The organism is Streptomyces sp. NPDC037126 (genome assembly GCF_055605965.1).
Genome location: NZ_JBVJTD010000012.1, coordinates 273,421 through 294,202 on the forward strand (window position 1 = coordinate 273,421; position 20,782 = coordinate 294,202).

General features: G+C 76.0%; 5 protein-coding genes and 1 pseudogene. All 6 read left to right on the forward strand.

The window, feature by feature from the left end; all coding sequences use genetic code 11:
* Positions 1–7 precede the first annotated feature (7 nt).
* The 6 genes and pseudogenes from ACZ7FF_RS25980 to ACZ7FF_RS26005 all read left to right on the forward strand — a co-directional run bounded on the left by ACZ7FF_RS25980 (position 8) and on the right by ACZ7FF_RS26005 (position 20,652).
* Positions 8–8,524, forward strand: a complete 8,517-nt coding sequence (locus ACZ7FF_RS25980; protein WP_470814699.1) for a type I polyketide synthase — start codon at positions 8–10, stop codon at positions 8,522–8,524.
* Between the two features lie 14 nt (positions 8,525–8,538).
* On the forward strand, positions 8,539–15,180 hold the full coding sequence (locus ACZ7FF_RS25985; RefSeq protein WP_470814701.1) for a type I polyketide synthase: 6,642 nt from the start codon (positions 8,539–8,541) through the stop codon (positions 15,178–15,180).
* Positions 15,181–15,222: 42 nt separating this feature from the next.
* Positions 15,223–16,920 (forward strand): annotated as a pseudogene (locus ACZ7FF_RS25990) (type I polyketide synthase); the annotation flags it as partial.
* A 1,122-nt stretch (positions 16,921–18,042) separates the two neighbouring features.
* Positions 18,043–18,270: an acyl-CoA carboxylase epsilon subunit gene (locus tag ACZ7FF_RS25995; protein WP_470814703.1), complete on the forward strand. Its 228-nt coding sequence runs from the start codon at positions 18,043–18,045 to the stop codon at positions 18,268–18,270.
* Between the two features lie 173 nt (positions 18,271–18,443).
* The gene (metK, locus tag ACZ7FF_RS26000) at positions 18,444–19,667 is read left to right on the forward strand and encodes a methionine adenosyltransferase (RefSeq protein WP_470814705.1); all 1,224 of its coding nucleotides are present in this window, start codon (positions 18,444–18,446) and stop codon (positions 19,665–19,667) included.
* Position 19,668: 1 nt separating this feature from the next.
* Positions 19,669–20,652 (forward strand): carbohydrate kinase family protein, encoded by a 984-nt coding sequence (locus tag ACZ7FF_RS26005; RefSeq protein ID WP_470814707.1) that lies wholly within the window; start codon positions 19,669–19,671, stop codon positions 20,650–20,652.
* Positions 20,653–20,782 lie beyond the last annotated feature (130 nt).

Consider the following 20,782-nt stretch of genomic DNA (forward strand, 5'->3'; position numbering starts at 1 on the left):
AGTTCAGATGCGTACACAAGAGGGGACCGTGAGCCCCGGGCGCGGCGTCGAGGACGAGGCCGTCGCCGTCGTGGGCCTGGCCTGCCGCGTCGCGGGCGCCGACTCCCCGGAGGAGTTCTGGCGGCTGCTGGTGAGCGGCACCAGCGCCGTCACCCGGGACGAGCGCACCGGGCGGTGGGCCGGGCGCGTCGCGCACAAGGACCGCTTCGACGCGGCCTTCTTCGGCATCTCCCCGCGTGAGGCCGCCGCGATGGACCCGCAGCAGCGGCTGATGCTGGAACTCACCTGGGAGGCGCTGGAGGAGGCCCGGATCGTCCCGGCCGGCCTCGGCGCCACCCGCACCGGCGTGTTCGCCGGGATCATCAACGACGACTACGCCACCCTGGTGCGCCGCACCGGCCCGGCCGCCGTCTCCGGCCTCACCGCGACCGGGCTGCACCGCGGCATGGTCGCCAACCGCGTCTCCTACCTGCTGGGCCTGCGCGGCCCGAGCATGACCGTCGACTGCGCCCAGTCCTCCTCCCTGGTCGCGGTCCACCTGGCCTGCGAGAGCCTGCGGCGCGGCGAGTCCACGCTCGCCCTCGCCGCCGGCGTCAACCTGATCCTCGCCGAGGAGAGCACCCTCGGCATGGAGCGCATGGGCGCCCTGTCGCCGGACGGCCGCTGCCACACCTTCGACGCCCGCGCCAACGGCTACGTCCGCGGCGAGGGCGGCGCCGTCGTCGTCCTCAAGCGGCTCGCCGACGCCCTCGCCGACGGCGACCGCGTGCACTGCGTCATCCGCGGCGGCGCCGTCAACAACGACGGCGGCGGTACGAGCCTGACCGCGCCCGAGCGCGCCGCCCAGGAGGACGTCGTCCGGGCCGCGCTGCGGCGGGCGGGTGTCACCCCCGAGGACATCGGCTACGTCGAACTGCACGGCACCGGAACCCCGGCCGGCGACCCCGTCGAGGCCGCCGCACTGGGCGCCGTGCTCGGCACCGCGCGCCGTGACGCGGGCCCGCTCGCGGTGGGCTCGGCGAAGACCAACGTGGGCCACCTGGAGGGCGCGGCGGGCATCGTCGGCCTGGTCAAGGCGGCGCTGTGCCTCGGCCACGGCACGGTCCCGGCCACCCTCAACCACGACACCCCCCACCCCGGCATCCCGCTGGAACGCCTCGGCCTGACCGTCCCCACCACCCCCGTCCCCTGGCCGGCGCGCCCCGACCGGCCGCGCCACGCGGGTGTCAGCTCCTTCGGCATGGGCGGCACCAACTGCCACCTCGTCCTCTCCGAGGCCCCCGCGGCGGCCCTGCCCGCGGCCACCGAGGCCCCCCACGCTCCGGGCACCGCCGTACTGCCGTTGTCGGCGCGTTCGGAGGGTGCGCTGCGGGTGCAGGCGGCGCGGTTGCTCCAGCGGTGGGCGGAACGTCCGGAGTGGGCGGCGGCCGATGTCGGGCACAGTCTCGCGGTGACGCGTTCGGTGTTCGAGCGGCGTGCGGTGGTCCTCGGCGACGACCGTACCGAACTGGAGTGCGGACTTCGGGCGCTGGCCGAGGGCGACGACTCCACCGCCGTGACCCGGGGCCGTGCGGTCCCCGGTGCGGACGAGGGTGTGGTGTTCGTGTTCCCGGGTCAGGGGGCGCAGTGGGCCGGTATGGGCGCGGAGCTCCTTGATTCGGTGGCGGTGTTCCGGGAGTCGGTGGGGGCGTGTGAGGCGGCTCTGGCGCCGTTCGTGGACTGGTCTTTGTCGGAGGTGTTGCGGCGGGCTGAGGGTGCTCCTGGTCTGGAGCGGGTCGATGTGGTGCAGCCGGTGTCGTTCGCGGTGATGGTGTCGCTGGCGGCGGTGTGGCGGTCGTGGGGTGTGGAGCCGGCGGCCGTGGTGGGTCATTCGCAGGGTGAGATCGCGGCCGCGTGTGTGGCGGGTGCGTTGTCGCTGGAGGACGCGGCCCGGGTGGTGGCGCTGCGCAGTCAGGTCATCGCCCGCAGCCTCGCCGGGCGCGGTGCCATGGCATCCCTCGCCCTCCCGGCCGACCGGGTCGCCGAGCTGCTGCGGGACGAGCGGTACGCCGGCGCCGAGATCTCGGTGGTCAACGGCCCCTCCGCCACCGTCGTCGGCGGCCACCCCGGCACCCTCGACGCGCTCGCCGCCGACCTGGAGCGCGACGGCGTCCGGGTGCGCCGCCTCCCCGTGGACTACGCCTCGCACTCCGCCTATGTGGAGGAGATCGAGGCCGAGGTGCTGGCCGCGCTCGCCCCGGTCGCCCCCCGCGCCCCCCAGGTGCCGTTCTACTCCACGCTGCTGGTCCGCCGCATCGACGGCGAACCGCTCGACGCCTCCTACTGGTACCGCAACCTGCGCGGCACCGTCCGCTTCCAGGACACGGTCGAGGCGCTGCTCGGCGACGGCCGGACCGCGTTCGTCGAGTGCAGCGCCCACCCGCTCCTCACCTCGGCCGTCCAGGACATCGCCGAACAGCGGGACGTCCCGGTCGCCGTGACCGGCACGCTGCGCCGCGACGACGGCGGCCCGGACCGGCTGCTGCGCTCCCTCGCCCAGGCCCACACCCTCGGCCTCCCCGTGGACCTCTCGCCGCACCTCGCCGGCGGGCGGACCGTGGACCTGCCGACCTACCCCTTCCAGCGCCGCCGGCACTGGCTGCCGGAGCTGCCGGAGCCCGAGGCGGCGGACCGGGCCGCCGGTCCCGCGGGCGCCCGCGCCGGAACCGCGGCCGACGCCCCGGACGAGACCGCCGGGACCGCCGGGACCGCCGAGGACTCCTCCCCGGGCTCCGCGCTCGCGGCCCTCGCCCCCGCCGAACGGCAGCGGCACCTGCTGCGGCTGGTCCGCTCCGCCACGGCCGCCGTGCTGGGCCTGGACGGCCCCGACGCGGTCGAGCCGGGCGTCCCCTTCAAGAGCCAGGGCCTGGAGTCCGTCACCGCCGTCGAACTGCGCGACCGGCTCCGCGCCGCCACCGGACTGACCCTGCCCACCACCGTCGTCTACGAACGCCCCACCCCCCGCGCCCTGGCCGACCACCTGGCGGCCGGGCTCGGCACTCCCACGGACGACGTGACGGCGGCACCCGCCCCCGCGGCACCGGACCACCTCGCCGAGCCGATCGCGGTGGTCGGCATGGGCTGCCGTTTCCCCGGTGACGTGCGTTCCCCGGAGGACCTGTGGCGGCTGGTGGCCTCCGGTACGGACGCGGTGGGCGGTTTCCCCGAGGACCGCGGCTGGGACCTGGAGGGCCTGTACGACCCGGAGCCGGGGCGGCCGGGCAGGTCGTACGTCCGGCAGGGCGGGTTCCTGCGCTCGGCGGCCGAGTTCGACGCCGGCTTCTTCGGGATCTCCCCGCGTGAGGCGACGGCGATGGACCCGCAGCAGCGGCTGCTGCTGGAGACCGGCTGGGAGGCGCTGGAGCGGGCCGGGATCGACCCGGCAACGCTGCGCGGCACCGGCACCGGCGTGTTCGTCGGCGCCATGACCCAGGAGTACGGGCCGCGGCTCCACGAGCCGGAGGAGGGCACCGAGGGGCATCTGCTCACCGGCAGCACCGTCAGCGTCGCCTCCGGCCGGATCTCCTACGTCCTCGGCCTGGAGGGCCCGGCGGTCACCGTCGACACCGCCTGCTCCTCCTCACTGGTCGCCCTGCACCTGGCGGTGCGGTCGCTGCGTACCGGCGAGTCCACGCTCGCGCTGGCCGGCGGCGCTGCCGTGATGGCCTCGCCCGGCATGTTCGTGGAGTTCGCCCAGCAGCGCGGGCTCGCCCCCGACGGCCGCTGCAAGGCGTTCTCCGCCGACGCCGACGGCACCGCCTGGGGCGAGGGCGTGGGTGTGCTGGTCCTGGAGCGGCTGTCGGACGCGGTGCGCCACGGGCACCGGGTGCTGGCCGTCGTGCGGGGCAGCGCGGTCAACCAGGACGGCGCCAGCAACGGGCTGAGCGCCCCGAGCGGCCCCGCCCAGGAGCGCGTCATCCGGCAGGCGCTCGCCGACGCGCGGCTGAGCCCCGCCGACATCGACCTGGTGGAGGCGCACGGCACCGGCACCCGGCTCGGCGACCCCATCGAGGCCGAGGCGCTGCTCGCGACCTACGGCGGCGACCGGCCCGCCGACCGTCCGCTGCTGCTGGGATCGCTGAAGTCCAACATCGGCCACACCCAGGCCGCCGCCGGCATCGGCGGAGTGATCAAGGCCGTGATGGCCGTACAGGAGGCCGTCGTCCCGCCGACCCTGCACGCGGCCGAGCCCACCCCCCACGTGGACTGGTCGGCGGGCGCGGTGCGGCTGGTCACCGAGGCGCGTGCGTGGCCCGAGACGGGACGGGCGCGCCGGGCCGCCGTGTCCTCCTTCGGCATCAGCGGCACCAACGCGCACGTCATCCTCGAACAGGCCCCCGCGCCCGACGAGTCCGCCACGGACCCGGCACCCGCCCACCCCACCGTCGCGCTGCCGTTGTCGGCGCGTTCGGAGGGTGCGCTGCGGGTGCAGGCGGCGCGGTTGCTCCAGCGGTGGGCGGAACGTCCGGAGTGGGCGCCGGCCGATGTCGGGCACAGTCTCGCGGTGACGCGTTCGGCGTTCGAGCGGCGCGCGGTGGTCCTCGGCGACGACCGCGCCGAACTGGAGGCCGGACTGCGCGCTCTGGCCGATGGAACGGACAGCCCGGCAGTCGTCTCCGGCGGTGCCGACACCGAGCCCGGTACGGACGAGGGTGTGGTGTTCGTGTTCCCGGGTCAGGGGGCGCAGTGGGCCGGTATGGGCGCGGAGCTCCTTGATTCGGTGGCGGTGTTCCGGGAGTCGGTGCGGGCGTGTGAGGCGGCTCTGGCGCCGTTCGTGGACTGGTCTTTGTCGGAGGTGTTGCGGCGGGCTGAGGGTGCTCCTGGTCTGGAGCGGGTCGATGTGGTGCAGCCGGTGTCGTTCGCGGTGATGGTGTCGCTGGCGGCGGTGTGGCGGTCGTGGGGTGTGGAGCCGGCGGCCGTGGTGGGTCATTCGCAGGGTGAGATCGCGGCCGCGTGTGTGGCGGGTGCGTTGTCGCTGGAGGACGCGGCCCGGGTGGTGGCGCTGCGCAGTCAGGTCATCGCCCGCAGCCTCGCCGGGCGCGGCGCCATGGCATCCCTCGCCCTCCCGGCCGCCGAGGCGGAGCGCCGGATCGCCGCCGTCGGCGGCGGCGTGGGCGTCGCCGCGTACAACAGCCCGCGGCTGACCGTCGTCTCAGGCCCCCGCGAGGCCGTCGCCGAACTCGTCGAGCGCTGCGCGGCGGACGACGTCCGGGCGCGGCTGATCCCCGTGGACTACGCCTCGCACTCCGCCTATGTGGAGGAGATCGAGGCCGAGGTGCTGGCCGCGCTCGCCCCGGTCGCCCCCCGCGCCCCCCAGGTGCCGTTCTACTCCACGCTGCTGGTCCGCCGCATCGACGGCGAACCGCTCGACGCCTCCTACTGGTACCGCAACCTGCGCGGCACCGTCCGCCTGGACGAGACCGTGCGGCTGATCGCCGGCGACGGACACCGCTGCTTCGTGGAGGCCGCCGCCCACCCCGTGCTGACGGCCGGCATCCAGGAGACGGTGGAAGCCGCGACCGGCACCGAACCCCTCTTCGCGGCCGGCTCTCTGCGCCGCGACGACGGCGGGCCGCGCCGGTTCGCCGCCTCGGCCGCGGAGACCTGGGTGCGCGGCAGCACCCTCGACTGGACCGCGTTGCACCCGGGCCGCCGCCCGGCACCGGTGGACCTGCCGACGTACGCCTTCGAGTCCACGCCGTACTGGCTGACGCCCACCCGGCGCGGCACCGCCCCGCGCGACCTCGGCGTGGAGACGGCCGGACACCCCTTCCTGGGCGCCCGCGTCGACCTGGCCGACGGCGGTCCGGCCGTCTTCACCGGCCGCGTCCTGCCCCGCGAGCACCGCTGGCTACGCGATCACGCCGTGCTCGGCACGGTCCTGCTGCCCGGCACCGCGTTCGTGGACCTCGCCCTGCACGCCGGTGCGGCCGTGGGCCTGCCCGCCGTCGAGGAACTCGTCCTGCACGCCCCGCTGGTGCTCGCCGGGGACACGCCGGTGCAGCTCCAGGTCCTGGTCGGGGACGCCGACCGCGAGGGCCGCCGCCCGGTCTCCGTGCACTCCCGCCCGGAGCCGTCCGCCGCGGGCACCGCCCACCCGTGGACCCGGCACGCCGAGGGCCGGCTGGCCGCGGCGGCGCCCGCCGCCCCGGACGGCGGGGTGTGGCCCCCCGAGGACGCCACCCCGCTCGACATGGCCGACCGCTACGCCACCCTGCTCGCCCAGGGCTACGAGTACGGGCCCGCCTTCCAGGGCCTGCGGGCCGCCTGGCGGCACGGCGACGAGATCCTCGCCGAGGTCGCGCTCGACGCCTCGGCCCCGGCCGGCGACGGCTTCGGCGTCCACCCGGCCGCGCTGGACGCCGCCCTGCACGCCATCGGCCTGCTGCCCGGCACCGGGAGCGAGGGCGGGTCCGGCCCGCTGCTGCCGTTCGCCTGGAACGGTGTGCGCCTGCACGCCCTCGGCGCCGGCACCCTGCGGGTCCGGCTCGCCCGGACCGCCGACGGAGCGGTCGCGGTGTCCGTCGCCGATCCCACCGGGCAGCCGGTCCTCAGCGCCGACGGACTCGTCATGCGCCCCGTGGACCCCCGCCGCCTCGCCGGTCTCGCGCTCCGCTCCGACGCCCTGTTCACCGTCGACTGGACGCCCGTGCCGCTCGGCGCCGAGCCGTACCCCACCGGCACCGCGGCGCTGCTGGGCCGCCCGGACGCCCTGCCGGCCCTGCCGCACACCACGGCCTACGACGACCTGTCCGCCCTCACCCGGGCGCTGGACGGGGGCGCCACCCCGCCCGAGCTGCTGCTCGTCCCGCTGACCGGCGGCGACGCCCCCGACCCCGTCACGGCCGCCCACGACCTCACCCGGTGGCTGCTGGAGACGGTCCAGCGGATGCTCGCCGACGAACGGCTGTCCGGCACCCGCCTGGTGGCGGTGACCTCCGGCGCCCTCGCCACCGGCCCGGCGGACGGGCCCACCGAGCCGGCCCAGGCCGCCGCATGGGGCCTGCTGCGGACCGTGCAGACCGAGGCCCCCGGCCGCTGCGTCCTGCTGGACGCCGACGGCGCGTCGGCCCCCGCGCTGCCCCGGGCGGTGGCGACCGCGCTCGCCCTCGCCGAACCGCAGCTCGCGCTGCGCGACGGCACCGCCGCCGTACCGCGCCTGACCCACGCCGCGCCCCCCGCCGACCCGGCCCGCCGCCCGCTCGACCCGGAGGGCACGGTCCTGGTCACCGGCGGCACCGGCACCCTGGGCGCACTGGTCGCCCGGCACCTGGTCACCGAACACGGCGCCCGGCACCTGGTGCTGACCAGCCGCCGGGGCGAGGAGGCCCCCGGCGCCCGGGAACTGGTGGCCGAGCTGGCCGGACTCGGCGCCCGCGCACGGGCCGTGGCCTGTGACGCGGCCGACGCCGAGGCGCTGCGCGCCACCCTCGACGGGATCGACCCCGCGCACCCGCTCACGGCCGTCGTGCACGCCGCCGGCCTGCTGGAGGACGCCACCGTGCCCGCGCTCACCCCGGGCGCGCTGGAGCGGGTGCTGCGCCCGAAGGCCGACGCGGCCTGGCAGCTGCACCGGCTCACCCGGGACGCGAAGCTGACCGCGTTCGTGCTGTTCTCCTCCGTGGCCGGCACCCTCGGTCTCGGCGGACAGGCCAACTACGCGGCCGCCAACGCCTTCCTGGACGCGCTCGCGTACCGGCGCAGGGCCGAGGGGCTGCCCGCGGTCTCGCTCGCCTGGGGCCTGTGGGAGCAGGCGAGCGGCATGACGGGCGCCCTGTCCGCCACCGACCTGGCCCGCATGGCCCGCTCCGGTGTCGCGCCGCTGCCGTCCGCCGAGGCGCTCCGGCTGCTCGACACCGCGCTCGCGGGCGACGCCCCGCTGCTCGTGCCGGCCGCCCTCGACCCCGCGGGCCTGCGCGCCGGGGCGGCCGCCGGGTCCGTACCGCCGATGCTGCGCGGCCTGGTCCGGATCCCGGCCCGCCGCGCGGAGGGGAGCGCGGGCACTTCGGCCGGCACCGGCCAGGAGCCGGCCGCGCTCGCGGAACGCCTCCAGGGCCTGGCCCCGGAGAGCCGCCGGCACACCGTCCTGGAGCTGGTCCGCCAGTGCGCCGCGGTGGTCCTCGGACACGGCGGCCCCGACGCCGTCGACCCCGAACGGGCCTTCACCAAGCTGGGCTTCGACTCGCTCACCTCGGTCGAGCTGCGCAACCGCCTGAACACGGCGACCGGCCTGCGGCTGCCCACCACCCTGCTCTTCGACTGCCCGACCCCGGCAGCCGTCGCCGAGCGCGTGCTCGACCGGCTGGCCCCCGCCGAACCCCCGGCGGCGGCCGTGCCCGCGCGGCCCGGCACGGCCGCCCAGGACGGGCCGGAGCCGGACGCCGCCTTGGGGGAGCCGGGACCGGAAGCGGTCCTGGAACAGCTGGAGTCGGCCAGCGACGACGAAATCTTCAAGTTCATCGAAAGCGAACTCGGTATCTCATGAGGAGCGTTGGCCGGATGTCTCACGAGGACAAACTCCGCGACTATCTGAAGAAGGTCACGACCGACCTCCACGCCACCCGGCAGCGGCTGCGCGAGCGCGAGGAGCGCGACCGCGAGCCGATCGCGGTGGTCGGCATGGGCTGCCGCTTCCCCGGTGACGTGCGCTCCCCGGAGGACCTGTGGCAGCTGGTGGCCTCCGGTACGGACGCGGTGGGCGGTTTCCCCGAGGACCGCGGCTGGGACATGGAGGACCTGTACGACCCCGAGCCCGGGCGGCCGGGCAGGTCGTACGTCCGCGAAGGCGCCTTCCTGCACTCGGCGGCCGAGTTCGACCCCGGCTTCTTCGGGATCTCTCCGCGTGAGGCGACGGCGATGGACCCGCAGCAGCGGCTCCTGCTGGAGACCAGCTGGGAGGCGCTGGAGCGGGCCGGCATCGACCCGACCGGGCTGCGCGGCAGCAGCACCGGCGTGTTCACGGGCCTGATGTACCACGACTACACCGCCCGCATCGGCCCGCTGCCCGAGGAGTACGAGGGCTACGGCGTCACCGGCGGCTCCTCCAGCGTCGCCTCCGGCCGGGTCTCCTACGTCCTCGGTCTGGAGGGCCCGGCGGTCACCGTCGACACCGCCTGCTCGTCCTCGCTGGTCGCGCTGGACCTCGCGGTCCGCGCGCTGCGGCAGGGCGAGTGCGCCCTCGCCCTCGCCGGTGGCGCGGCCGTGATGCCGTCCCCGACGATCTTCCTGGAGTTCTCCCGGCAGCGCGGCCTCGCGCCGGACGGCCGCTGCAAGGCCTACTCGTCCTCGGCGGACGGGACGGGCTGGGGCGAGGGCGTGGGTGTGCTGGTCCTGGAGCGGTTGTCGGACGCGGTGCGTAACGGGCACCGGGTGCTGGCCGTCGTGCGGGGCAGCGCGGTCAACCAGGACGGCGCCAGCAACGGTCTCACCGCCCCCAGCGGCCCCGCCCAGGAGCGCGTCATCCGGCACGCCCTCGCCGACGCGGGCCTCACCCCCGAGGACGTCGACGTCGTGGAGGGACACGGTACGGGGACGACGCTGGGTGATCCGATCGAGGCGCAGGCGTTGATCGAGACGTACGGGCAGGGCCGTGCGGCCGAGCGCCCGTTGCTGCTGGGTTCGTTGAAGTCGAACATCGGGCACACGCAGGCGGCGGCGGGTGTGGGCGGTGTCATCAAGATGGTGATGGCGCTGCGGGCCGGGCTGGTGCCGGCGACGCTGCACGTGGACGAGCCGTCGGGGCATGTGGACTGGTCGGCGGGTGCGGTGGAGCTGGTGACCGAGGCGCGTGCCTGGCCGGAGACGGGACGGGCGCGCCGGGCCGCGGTCTCCTCGTTCGGCATCAGCGGCACCAACGCCCACGTCATCCTGGAACAGGCACCCGCGGCCAAGCCCGTTGCGGCTCAGGGGACTTCCGGTGTGCTGGTGCCGGCGCCGTGGGTGTGGCCGGTGTCGGCGCGCGGTGAGGAGGCGCTGAGGGCGCAGGCGGCGCGGCTGCTGGAGTTCGCCCGGTCGCGTCCGGAGCTGGAGCCGGGGGCCGTCGGCCGGGCCCTGGTGACCGGCCGGGCCGCGCTGCCCCACCGGGGCGTGGTGACCGGCACGACCCGGGAGGAACTGACGGCGGGCCTGCAGGCACTGGCCGACGGCCAGGAATCCGCCCACGCCGTGAGCACGGGCGCCGAGGCCACCGGCGGCCGTACCGTCTTCGTCTTCCCCGGCCAGGGCTCCCAGTGGGCCGGCATGGCCCGTGAACTCCTGGACGCCTCCCCGGTGTTCCGCGCCCGTGTCGAGGACTGCGAGCGCGAACTGGCCCGATTCGTGGACTGGTCGCTGCTGGACGTGCTGCGCGGCTCGGCCGGCGCGCCCCCGCTGGAGCGGGTCGACGTCGTCCAGCCCGCCCTGTTCGCGGTGATGGTCGCGCTCGCCGAGGTGTGGCGGGCCGCGGGGGTCCGGCCCGCCGCCGTGATCGGGCAGTCCCAGGGCGAGATCGCCGCCGCGTACGTCTGCGGGGCGCTGAGCCTGGAGGACGCCGTGCGCATCGTCGCACTGCGCAGCCTCATCACCCGGGACCGGCTGGCCGGCACCGGCGCCATGGCCTCGGTGGCGCTGCCCGCCGACACCGTCGCCGAACGGCTCGCCGGCCACCCCGAGCGGGTCGAGATCGCCTCCGTCAGCAGCCCCGCGGCCACCGTGGTGGCGGGCGCGCCCAAGGTGCTGGACGCGCTGCTCGCCGAGTGGGAGGCGGAGGGGGTGCGGGCCCGCCGCATCCCGGTGGACTACGCCTCGCACTCCGCGTACGTCGAGGCGATCGAGGAGGAGCTGCTGGCGGCGCTCGCGCCGGTCGCCCCGCGCCCCTCGCGCATCCCGTTCTACTCGACGGTCACCGGTGGGGCCTTCGACACGGCCGGCCTGGACGCCGGCTACTGGTACCGCAACCTGCGCTCCACCGTCCGCTTCGCCGACACCACCCGCGCGCTGCTGGCCGACGGCTACCGGGTGTTCGTCGAACCGACCGCGCACCCCCTGCTCACCTCCGCCGTGCAGGAGGTCGCCGAGGCCGCGGACCTGCCGGCGGTCACCCTGGAGACGCTTCGCCGCGACGACGGCGGCCCGGTCCGCCTCACCCACTCCCTGGCCCGCGCCCACGTCCAGGGCGCACCGGTCGACTGGCGGACGATCCTGGGCACGGTCACCGGAGCGCAGGTCACCGAAGGCGGCGTCACGAAAGGCACCGCCGCCGATGCCCCCGCCCCCGAGAGCCCGGCCGTGGCGGCCGCCGCGGCAGACGCCGCCGTCACCCCGGGCGACCTCCCCACCTACGCCTTCCAGCACGCCACCTACTGGCTCGACGCCCCGGCCTCCGCCGGTGACGCGGCCGGTCTCGGCCTGGAGGCCCTGGACCACCCGCTGCTGGGCGCCGCCGTGGTGTCCGCCGAGGACGGCACGACCCTGTTCACCGGCCGGATCTCGCTGCGTACGCACCCCTGGCTCGCCGACCACGCCGTGTCCGGCACGGTGCTGCTGCCCGGTACCGCTCTGCTGGAACTGCTGGTCCTGGCCGGCGACCAGGTGGGCTGCGCGGGCGTCGAGGAGCTCGACCTCGCCGCGCCGCTGGTGGTGCCCGCGGACGGCGGGGTACGGATCCAGGCCACCGTGTCCGCCGCCGACACCGAGGGCGGCCGCAACGTCGGCGTCCACTCGCGGCGCGACGACGACCCCGACGGCGAGTGGACGTACCACGCGGGCGGCCGGCTCACCCCCGGCCCGGCCGCCCCGGAGGAGCCCGCACCGGCCGTGTGGCCGCCGCAGGGCGCCGACCGGATCCGGACCGAGGGCGCCTACGAACGGCTCGCCGCCGCCGGATACGCCTACGGCCCCGCCTTCCAGGGCCTGAAGTCCGCCTGGCGGCACGGCGACGACCTGTACGCCGAGGTCGCGCTCGGCGCCGACCGGCACAAGGACGCGGCCGCCTTCGCCCTGCACCCGGCACTCCTCGACGCGGCCCTGCACCCGCTGATCGTCCGCGGCCCCGACGAGCCCGAACGGGAGGTCGTCCTGCCCTTCGGCTGGACCGGCGTCCGGCTGCACGCCACCGGCGCCACCGCGCTGCGCGTCCGCCTCACCCGGCGCAGCGAGGACACCGTGGCGGTGACGGCGTGGGATCCGGCCGGTGCCACGGTCCTCACGGCCGACGGGCTGACCGTGCGCCCGCTCGCCCCGGACGCGCTCACGGCGGCGGGCACCGCGGGCCGGCGCTCCCTGCACGCGGTGGACTGGTTCCCGGTGCAGGACCTGCCCGCGGGCACCGACCGGCCCCTGTTCGCCCTCGGCGGCGACTGGCCGCTGCCCTCCCACACCGACGTCCCGCGGCTGCTCGACGCGCTCGGCACCGGCCCGCGGCCCGCCGCGGTCCTCGCCCCCGTACCGCCCGCCGGACCCGGCGGCACCGGCCCCCTCGGCGTCGTACGCGACCGGCTGGAGACCGTTCTCGCGCTGCTGCGCACCTGGCTCGCCGAGGAGCGGCTCGCGGACGTGCCGCTGGTGCTCGTCACCAGCGGAGCCGTCGCCACCGGGCCGCACGAGCGGCCCGCCTCACCGGCGGACGCGGCCGTGTGGGGGCTGGTGCGCTCGGCACAGCGCGAACACCCGGACCGGTTCGCGCTGCTGGACCTGGACGACCCGCGCACCCTGCCCGGCGGGCTCGCCGCCCTGCCGGCCACGGAACCCGAACTCGCCGTCCGCGACGGCCGTTTCCTCGTCCCCCGCCTGGTGCGGGCGACCGGGAGCGGCACCCTGCCCGTCCCGTCGGGCACGGACGCCTGGAAGCTGGTCAGCGAGGGCAAGGGCAGCCTGGAGAACCTCGCGCTGGCGCCCGCCCCCGAGGCGACGGCCCCGCTCGAACCCGGTCAGGTGCGGATCGCGGTGCGCGCCGCCGGACTGAACTTCCACGACGTCGTCCTCGCCCTCGGCATGATCGAGGAGGACCGGGACCGGTTCGGGTACGAGGCTGCGGGCGTCGTCGTCGAGACCGGCGCCGGGGTGACCGCCCTGGCGCCCGGTGACCGTGTCCTCGGCCTGGTCCGGGACGGCTTCGGGCCGCTGGCCGTCGCCGACGCCCGGCTGCTCGCGCCCGTCCCCGAGGGCTGGGACCTCACCCGCGCCGCGTCCGTGCCGGTGGCCTTCCTGACCGCCTACTACGGCCTGGTCGACCTGGCCCGGCTCGCCCCGGGCGACACCGTGCTGGTCCACGCGGCGGCCGGCGGGGTCGGCATGGCCGCCGTGCAGCTGGCCCGCCACCTGGGCGCCGAGGTGTACGCCACGGCGAGCCGCGGCAAGTGGGACACCCTGCGCGCCATGGGCCTGGCCGAGGACCGGATCTGCGACTCGCGCACCCTCGACTTCGAACGGCGGATCCGCGAGGCCACCGGCGGCCGCGGTGTCGACGCCGTCCTCGGCTCGCTCGCGGGCGAGTTCGTCGACGCCTCCCTGCGGCTGCTGGCCCCCGGCGGCCGGTTCGTGGAGATGGGCAAGACCGACGTCCGCGACCCCGAGCAGGTCGCCGCCCGCCACCCCGGCGCCACCTACCACGCCTACGACCTGAACCTCGTCGACCCCGACCGGGTCCGGGACATGCTCGCCGACGTCATGGCCCGCTTCGCGGACGGTACCTGCCACCCGCTGCCGACCGCCGCCTGGGACCTGCGCCGGGCCCCCGCCGTCTTCCGGCACATGAGCCAGGCCCGGCACACCGGCAAACTCGTCCTGACCGTCCCGCGGCCGCTCGACCGGGACGGAACGGTCCTGGTCACCGGTGGTACCGGCACCCTGGGCGGCCTGGTCGCCCGGCACCTGGTCACCGCGCACGGCGCCCGGCACCTGCTGCTCACCAGCCGACGCGGACCCGCGGCGCCGGGCGCGGACGCCCTGGTGGCGGAACTCGCCCGGCTCGGGGCGCAGGCCCGGGTGGTCGCCTGCGACGCGGGCGACCGTGCCGCGCTCGCCGCGGTGCTCGACGGCATCGACCCCGGGCACCCGCTGACCGCCGTCGTGCACGCCGCCGGCGCCCTGGACGACACGCCCGTCGACCGGCTCACCCCCGAGCAGTTCGACCGGGTACTGCGGCCCAAGGCCGACGCCGCCTGGCACCTGCACGAGCTGACCCGCCGCCACGACCTGTCCGCCTTCGTGCTGTTCTCCTCGGCCGCCGGCACCCTCGGCACCGCCGGGCAGGCCAACTACGCGGCCGCCAACGCCTTCCTCGACGCCCTCGCCCAGCTGCGCAGGGCCGAGGGGCTGCCCGCCGTCTCCCTCGCCTGGGGACTGTGGGAGGAGGCCAGCGAACTGACCGGCACCCTCGGCGAGCAGGACCTGAAGCGGCTCGGCCGCACCGGTGTGGCCGCCCTGCCCACGGCCGAGGCGCTCGGCCTGCTGGACGCCGGACTCGCCGCCGCCCGAGCCGACCTCGTCCCGGTCCGGCTCGCCACCGCCGCCCTCACCGGAGGCGACGTACCGCCCCTGCTGCGGGCCCTGGCACGGCGCCCCGCGCGCCGCCGGGCCGGCACCCTGGCCGACGGGCCGGCCCCGGCCGAGCGGCTGGCCGCCCTGCCCGAGGCCGAGCGCCGGCAGGCCCTGCTCGACCTGGTGCGCGAGCACACGGCCGTGGTCTTCGGAGCGGCCTCGCCCGCCGAGATCGGACCCAACCAGGTGTTCCGCAAGCTCGGTTCGGACTCGCTCACCTCGGTCGAGCTGCGCAACCGCCTCAAGGAGGCCACCGGTCTGAAACTGTCCGCCACCCTCGTCTTCGACCACCCCACCCCGGCCGCCCTCGCCGACCACCTCCTGGAGCGCCTCGCCCCCGCCCCGTCCGCGAGCTCCGGGCCGGACGTGGCGGACCGGACCACCGCGTTGCTCCCGGAAGGTGTCGCCGACGAACACGAGCTGATCCGCCTCGAAGGAGAGTTCGAGGCACTGCTGATCACCGCCCCGGACGACGCGGCCCGCCGCCGCATCGGCGACCGGCTGCGCACCCTGCTGCGCCGCTGCGACCCGCAGCCCGCCGGGGACGCCCCCGGCGCGGACCTGGGACAGGCGAGCGACGACGAGCTGTTCGCGGCCCTCGAGGAAGAACTGGGCCTGTCCTGAGGGCCCCTGAGACTGCTGGACACGAGGAAGGTTGACGCCCCCATGGGGAACCAGAGCAACGACACCGGCACCGCCGCCGGGGACGGACCGGGCGGCACCGGCGCCGCCACCACCGAGGACAGGCTCCGCGACTACCTGCGCCGGGCCACCACCGAGCTGCGCGAGGTGAAGAAGCGCCTGCGGCAGGCCGAGGAACGCGACAGCGAACCCGTAGCGATCATCGGCATGGCCTGCCGCTACCCAGGCGGCACCGGCTCGCCCGAGGCGCTGTGGGACCTGGTCGCCGACGGCCGTGACGTCCTGGGCGACCTGCCCGACGACCGCGGCTGGAACACCGAGGACCTCTACGACCCGGACCCGGACCGGGCCGGCACCTCCTACGCCCACGAGGGCGGGTTCCTGCGCGACGCCGCCGACTTCGACGCGGACTTCTTCGGGATCTCCCCGCGCGAGGCCCTCGCCATGGACCCGCAGCAGCGGCTGCTGCTGGAGACCGGCTGGGAGGCGCTGGAGCGGGCCGGCATCGACCCGGCCGGGTTGCGCGGCAGCGCCACCGGGGTGTACGTGGGTGCCATCGCCCAGGACTACGGGCCGCCCCTGCACCAGCCCTGGGACGGCGCCGACGGCCACCTCCTGACCGGCGGCACCGCCAGCGTGCTGTCCGGCCGGATCTCCTACGTCCTCGGTCTGGAGGGCCCGGCGGTCACCGTCGACACGGCCTGCTCCTCCTCGCTGGTCGCGCTGCACATGGCCATGCAGTCGCTGCGCGGCGGCGAGTCCACGCTGGCCCTCGCGGGCGGCGTCACCGTCATGGCGACCCCCGGCATCTTCGTCGAGTTCTCCCGGCAGCGCGGCATGGCCCCCGACGGCCGCTGCAAGGCCTTCTCGTCCTCGGCGGACGGGACGGGCTGGGGCGAGGGCGTGGGTGTGCTGGTCCTGGAGCGGTTGTCGGACGCGGTGCGTAACGGGCACCGGGTGCTGGCCGTCGTGCGGGGCAGCGCGGTCAACCAGGACGGCGCCAGCAACGGTCTCACCGCCCCCAGCGGCCCCGCCCAGAAGCGGGTCGTGCGCCGCGCCCTGGAACGCGCCGGTTTGACCACCGCCGACGTGGACGTGGTCGAGGCGCACGGTACGGGGACGACGCTGGGTGATCCGATCGAGGCGCAGGCGTTGATCGAGACGTACGGGCAGGGCCGTGCGGCCGAGCGCCCCTTGCTGCTGGGTTCGTTGAAGTCGAACATCGGGCACACGCAGGCGGCGGCGGGTGTGGGCGGTGTCATCAAGATGGTGATGGCGCTGCGGGCCGGGCTGGTGCCGGCGACGCTGCACGTGGACGAGCCGTCGGGGCATGTGGACTGGTCGGCGGGTGCGGTGGAGCTGGTGACCGAGGCGCGTGCCTGGCCGGAGACGGGACGGGCGCGCCGGGCCGCGGTCTCCTCGTTCGGCATCAGCGGCACCAACGCCCACGTCATCCTGGAACAGGCACCACAGATCCCGGTGGAGCCGTCGGCGACCGCTCCCGTACTGGCATCGGCGCCGTGGGTGTGGCCGGTGTCGGCGCGCGGTGAGGAGGCGCTGCGGGCGCAGGCGGCGCGGCTGCTGGAGTTCGCCCGGTCGCGTCCGGAGCTGGAGCCGGGGGCCGTCGGCCGGGCTCTGGTGACCGGCCGGGCCGCGCTGCCCCACCGGGGCGTGGTGACCGGCACGACCCGGGAGGAACTGACGGCGGGCCTGCAGGCACTGGCCGACGGCCACGACTCACCGCACCTGGTCCGGGGCGTCCAGACCGACGAACGCGTCGGCTACGTCCTGCCCGACCCGGCCGGCCCCTGGCGCCGCACCGTCCGCGAACTGCTCACCGGTTCCGCGGTGTTCGCCGAACAGCTCCAGGCCTGCCTGGCCGCGCTCGGTGCGTTCGTCCCGGCGAACGACGTGACCGCGCAGTGGAGCGGCCCCGACGACGCAGGGCCCGCCCCCGCCGAACCGGCCGCCCGCTGCGCGCTGTTCGCGGTGACCGTTGCCCTGGTCCGCACCTGGCGCAAGCTGGGCGTCCGGGCGGACGCCTTCGCCGGTGACCCCGTGCACGGACCCGCCGCCGCCTTCCTCGCCGGCGCCCTCGGCCTCGACGACGCCGCCCGCGCCGTCGCCCTCGGCGAGGAACCCGACCCGGCCCAGCCGACCTGGCTGTGGCTGCGCACCCCGGCGGGACCGGACCCGGACGGCACCGGCGACGACGTGACCTACGTCGACCTGCTGCCCGACGGCTCGGTGCTCACCGGACTGCTGCGCGCCCACGTCAACGGCGCCGATGTCGACTGGACCGCCGTGGGAGCCACACCGCCGCCCACCGCGCACCTCGACCTGCCGACCTACGCCTTCCAGCGCGAGCGCTACTGGCTCGGCGCCCCCGAGCGGACCGTACGGGAACGGCGGTCGGTCGACTGGCTCCCGGCCGGGCCCGTGCGGGACGCCGGGACGCGGGACGCCTTCCTCGCGCTCGTACCCGCGGGCTTCGGCCACGACCCGTTCGTGACCGCCGCCGTCGACGCGCTCGGCGCCGCCGGCACCCCGGTCACCACCCGCACCGTCGACCTCGGCGCCGACGACGAGACGCTCTTCCGCGAACTCGCGGCGGGCATCGCCGACACCGCCCCCACCGGCGTCCTCTCGCTCCTGGACGCCGACGCCACCCCGCGCGGCGACGGTGTCACCGCGCCCCGCGGCGCCCTGGCCACCCTCACCCTGGCCCGGGTGCTGCACGGACTCCCCGAGGCGCCGCCCCTGTGGTGCGCCACGGACGACACCCGCGACCACCCCGCCCCGGCCCACCTGGCCTGGGCGGTCTGAGCCCCGGCAGGAGGGCCCGTGACCACCCCCGCGATCCCCGGACGGACCGGCAGCCCGCTGTTCAGGATCGTCCGGGGCCGGCCGGACGAGGACGAGATCGCTGCCGCCACCGTGGCCCTGCTCGCCGCGCTCCGCGCCCGCCCGGCCCCGGCCGGCGCGGCCGGGTCGCCGGCCCGCGACCCCGGCACCGGCTACCGCGCCCCCGGCGCCTGGACGGCCCGCCGCCGCTTCACGCACCACGACTGACCGGCCGTACGGCCAGAAGAACCATCAGCACGAGCGAGTCGTACGACCACCCGTGTGAACTGGCTCTACGAGCCGGCCCCCGACCCGCAGGACCGACCGCACCGACCACCGCCGGACGCCGTGTCCCGGACGTCCGCCGCCCGGACGCCGCCCCTCTCCCGAAGGAAGAACCCATGCCCCGCCGCCTGTTCACCTCGGAGTCCGTGACCGAGGGTCACCCCGACAAGATCGCCGACCAGATCAGCGACACCATTCTCGACGCGCTCCTGCGCGAGGACCCGACCTCCCGGGTCGCGGTCGAGACCCTGATCACCACGGGCCTGGTGCACGTGGCCGGCGAGGTCACCACCAAGGCGTACGCGCCGATCGCCCAGCTCGTCCGCGACACCGTGCTCGGCATCGGCTACGACTCCTCGACCAAGGGCTTCGACGGCGCGTCCTGCGGCGTCTCGGTGTCCATCGGCGCCCAGTCCCCGGACATCGCGCAGGGTGTGGACACCGCGTACGAGAGCCGGGTCGAGGGTGCCGCCGCAGGTGGAGAGACGGACGAGCTGGACCGGCAGGGCGCGGGCGACCAGGGCCTGATGTTCGGCTACGCCACCGACGAGACGCCGACCCTGATGCCGCTCCCGATCTTTCTGGCGCACCGCCTGTCCAAGCGCCTGGCCGAGGTCCGCAAGAACGGCACGATCCCCTACCTGCGCCCGGACGGCAAGACGCAGGTCACCATCGAGTACGACGGCGACAAGGCGGTCCGCCTCGACACGGTCGTCGTCTCCTCCCAGCACGCCTCGGACATCGACCTGGAGTCTCTGCTGACCCCGGACATCCGCGAGTCGGTGGTCGAGGCGGAGCTGAAGGCGCTCGCCGAGGAGGGCATCAAGCTGGACACCGAGGGCTACCGGCTGCTGGTCAACCCGACCGGCCGCTTCGAGGTCGGCGGCCCGATGGGTGACGCGGGCCTGACCGGCCGCAAGATCATCATCGACACCTACGGCGGCATGGCCCGCCACGGCGGCGGCGCCTTCTCGGGCAAGGACCCGTCCAAGGTGGACCGCTCCGCCGCGTACGCGATGCGCTGGGTCGCCAAGAACGTGGTGGCCGCCGGTCTGGCCGCCCGCTGCGAGGTCCAGGTCGCGTACGCGATCGGCAAGGCCGAGCCGGTCGGCCTGTTCGTGGAGACCTTCGGCACCAACACGGTCGAGACCGTGCGGATCGAGAAGGCCATCGACGAGGTCTTCGACCTGCGTCCGGCCGCGATCATCCGCGACCTCGACCTGCTCCGCCCGATCTACGCCCAGACCGCGGCCTACGGCCACTTCGGCCGCGAGCTGCCCGACTTCACCTGGGAGCGCACCGACCGGGCCGACGCGCTGCGCCGGGCCGCCGGAGTCTGACATGCGGATCGCCGTCACCGGGTCCATCGCGATGGACCACCTCATGGTCTTCCCCGGCCGGTTCACCGACCAGCTGATGGCCGGCCGACTCGACCACGTGTCGCTGTCCTTCCTCGTCGACGCGCTGCACATCCGGCGCGGCGGCGTCGCGGCCAACATCGCCCACGGCCTCGGCCAGTTGGGGCTCTCGCCCGTGCTCGTCGGCGCGGTGGGCAGCGACTTCGAGCCGTACCGGGTGCTGCTGAAGGAACAGGGCGTCGACACCGAGTCGGTGCGGGTCAGCGCCGATCTGCACACCGCGCGCTTCGTGTGCACCACGGACGCCGACGAGAACCAGATCGCCACCTTCTACACCGGCGCGATGGCCGAGGCCCGGCACATCTCCCTCGCGCCGGTCCTCGCCCGCACCGCAGGCCTCGACCTGGTCCTGGTCTCACCCAACGACCCCGAGGCGATGCTCCGGCACACCCGGGAGTGCCACGAACTCGGCGTCCCCGTCGCCGCCGACCCCTCCCAGCAACTGGCCCGCCTCGAACGCGACCAGGTCCGCGCCCTGATCGACCGCTCGCGGATGCTGTTCACCAACGAGTACGAGTCGGTGCTGCTCCAGGAGCGCAGCGGCTGGACCCAGGAGCAGGTCCTCGGCCGTACCGGACTGTGGATCACCACGCTCGGCGCCGCCGGGTCCCGCATCCGGCAGGCGGGCCGCACCCCCCTGGAGGTCCCGGCCGCGCAGGCCCGGGCCGTCGCCGACCCCACCGGAGTCGGCGACGCCTACCGCGCCGGCTTCCTGGCAGCCCTCTCCTGGGGCGAGGACCTCCGCGACGCGGCCCGGCTCGGCAGCGTCACCGCGGTCCTGGCCCTGGAGTCGGTCGGCACCCAGGAGCACACCCTGCACCCCGCCGAACTGCTGGCCCGCCTCGAAGAGGCCTACGGCCCCACGACGGCGCAGAGGTTCACCGCCCGTCTGGCGGTGCGCTCATGACCGCTGCCGCCCGGGTGTCCGCCCTGCGCGAGGCCCTCGCCACCCGTGTGGTGGTGGCCGACGGAGCGATGGGCACCATGCTCCAGGCTCAGGAGCCCACGCTCGAGGACTTCCAGCAGCTGGAGGGCTG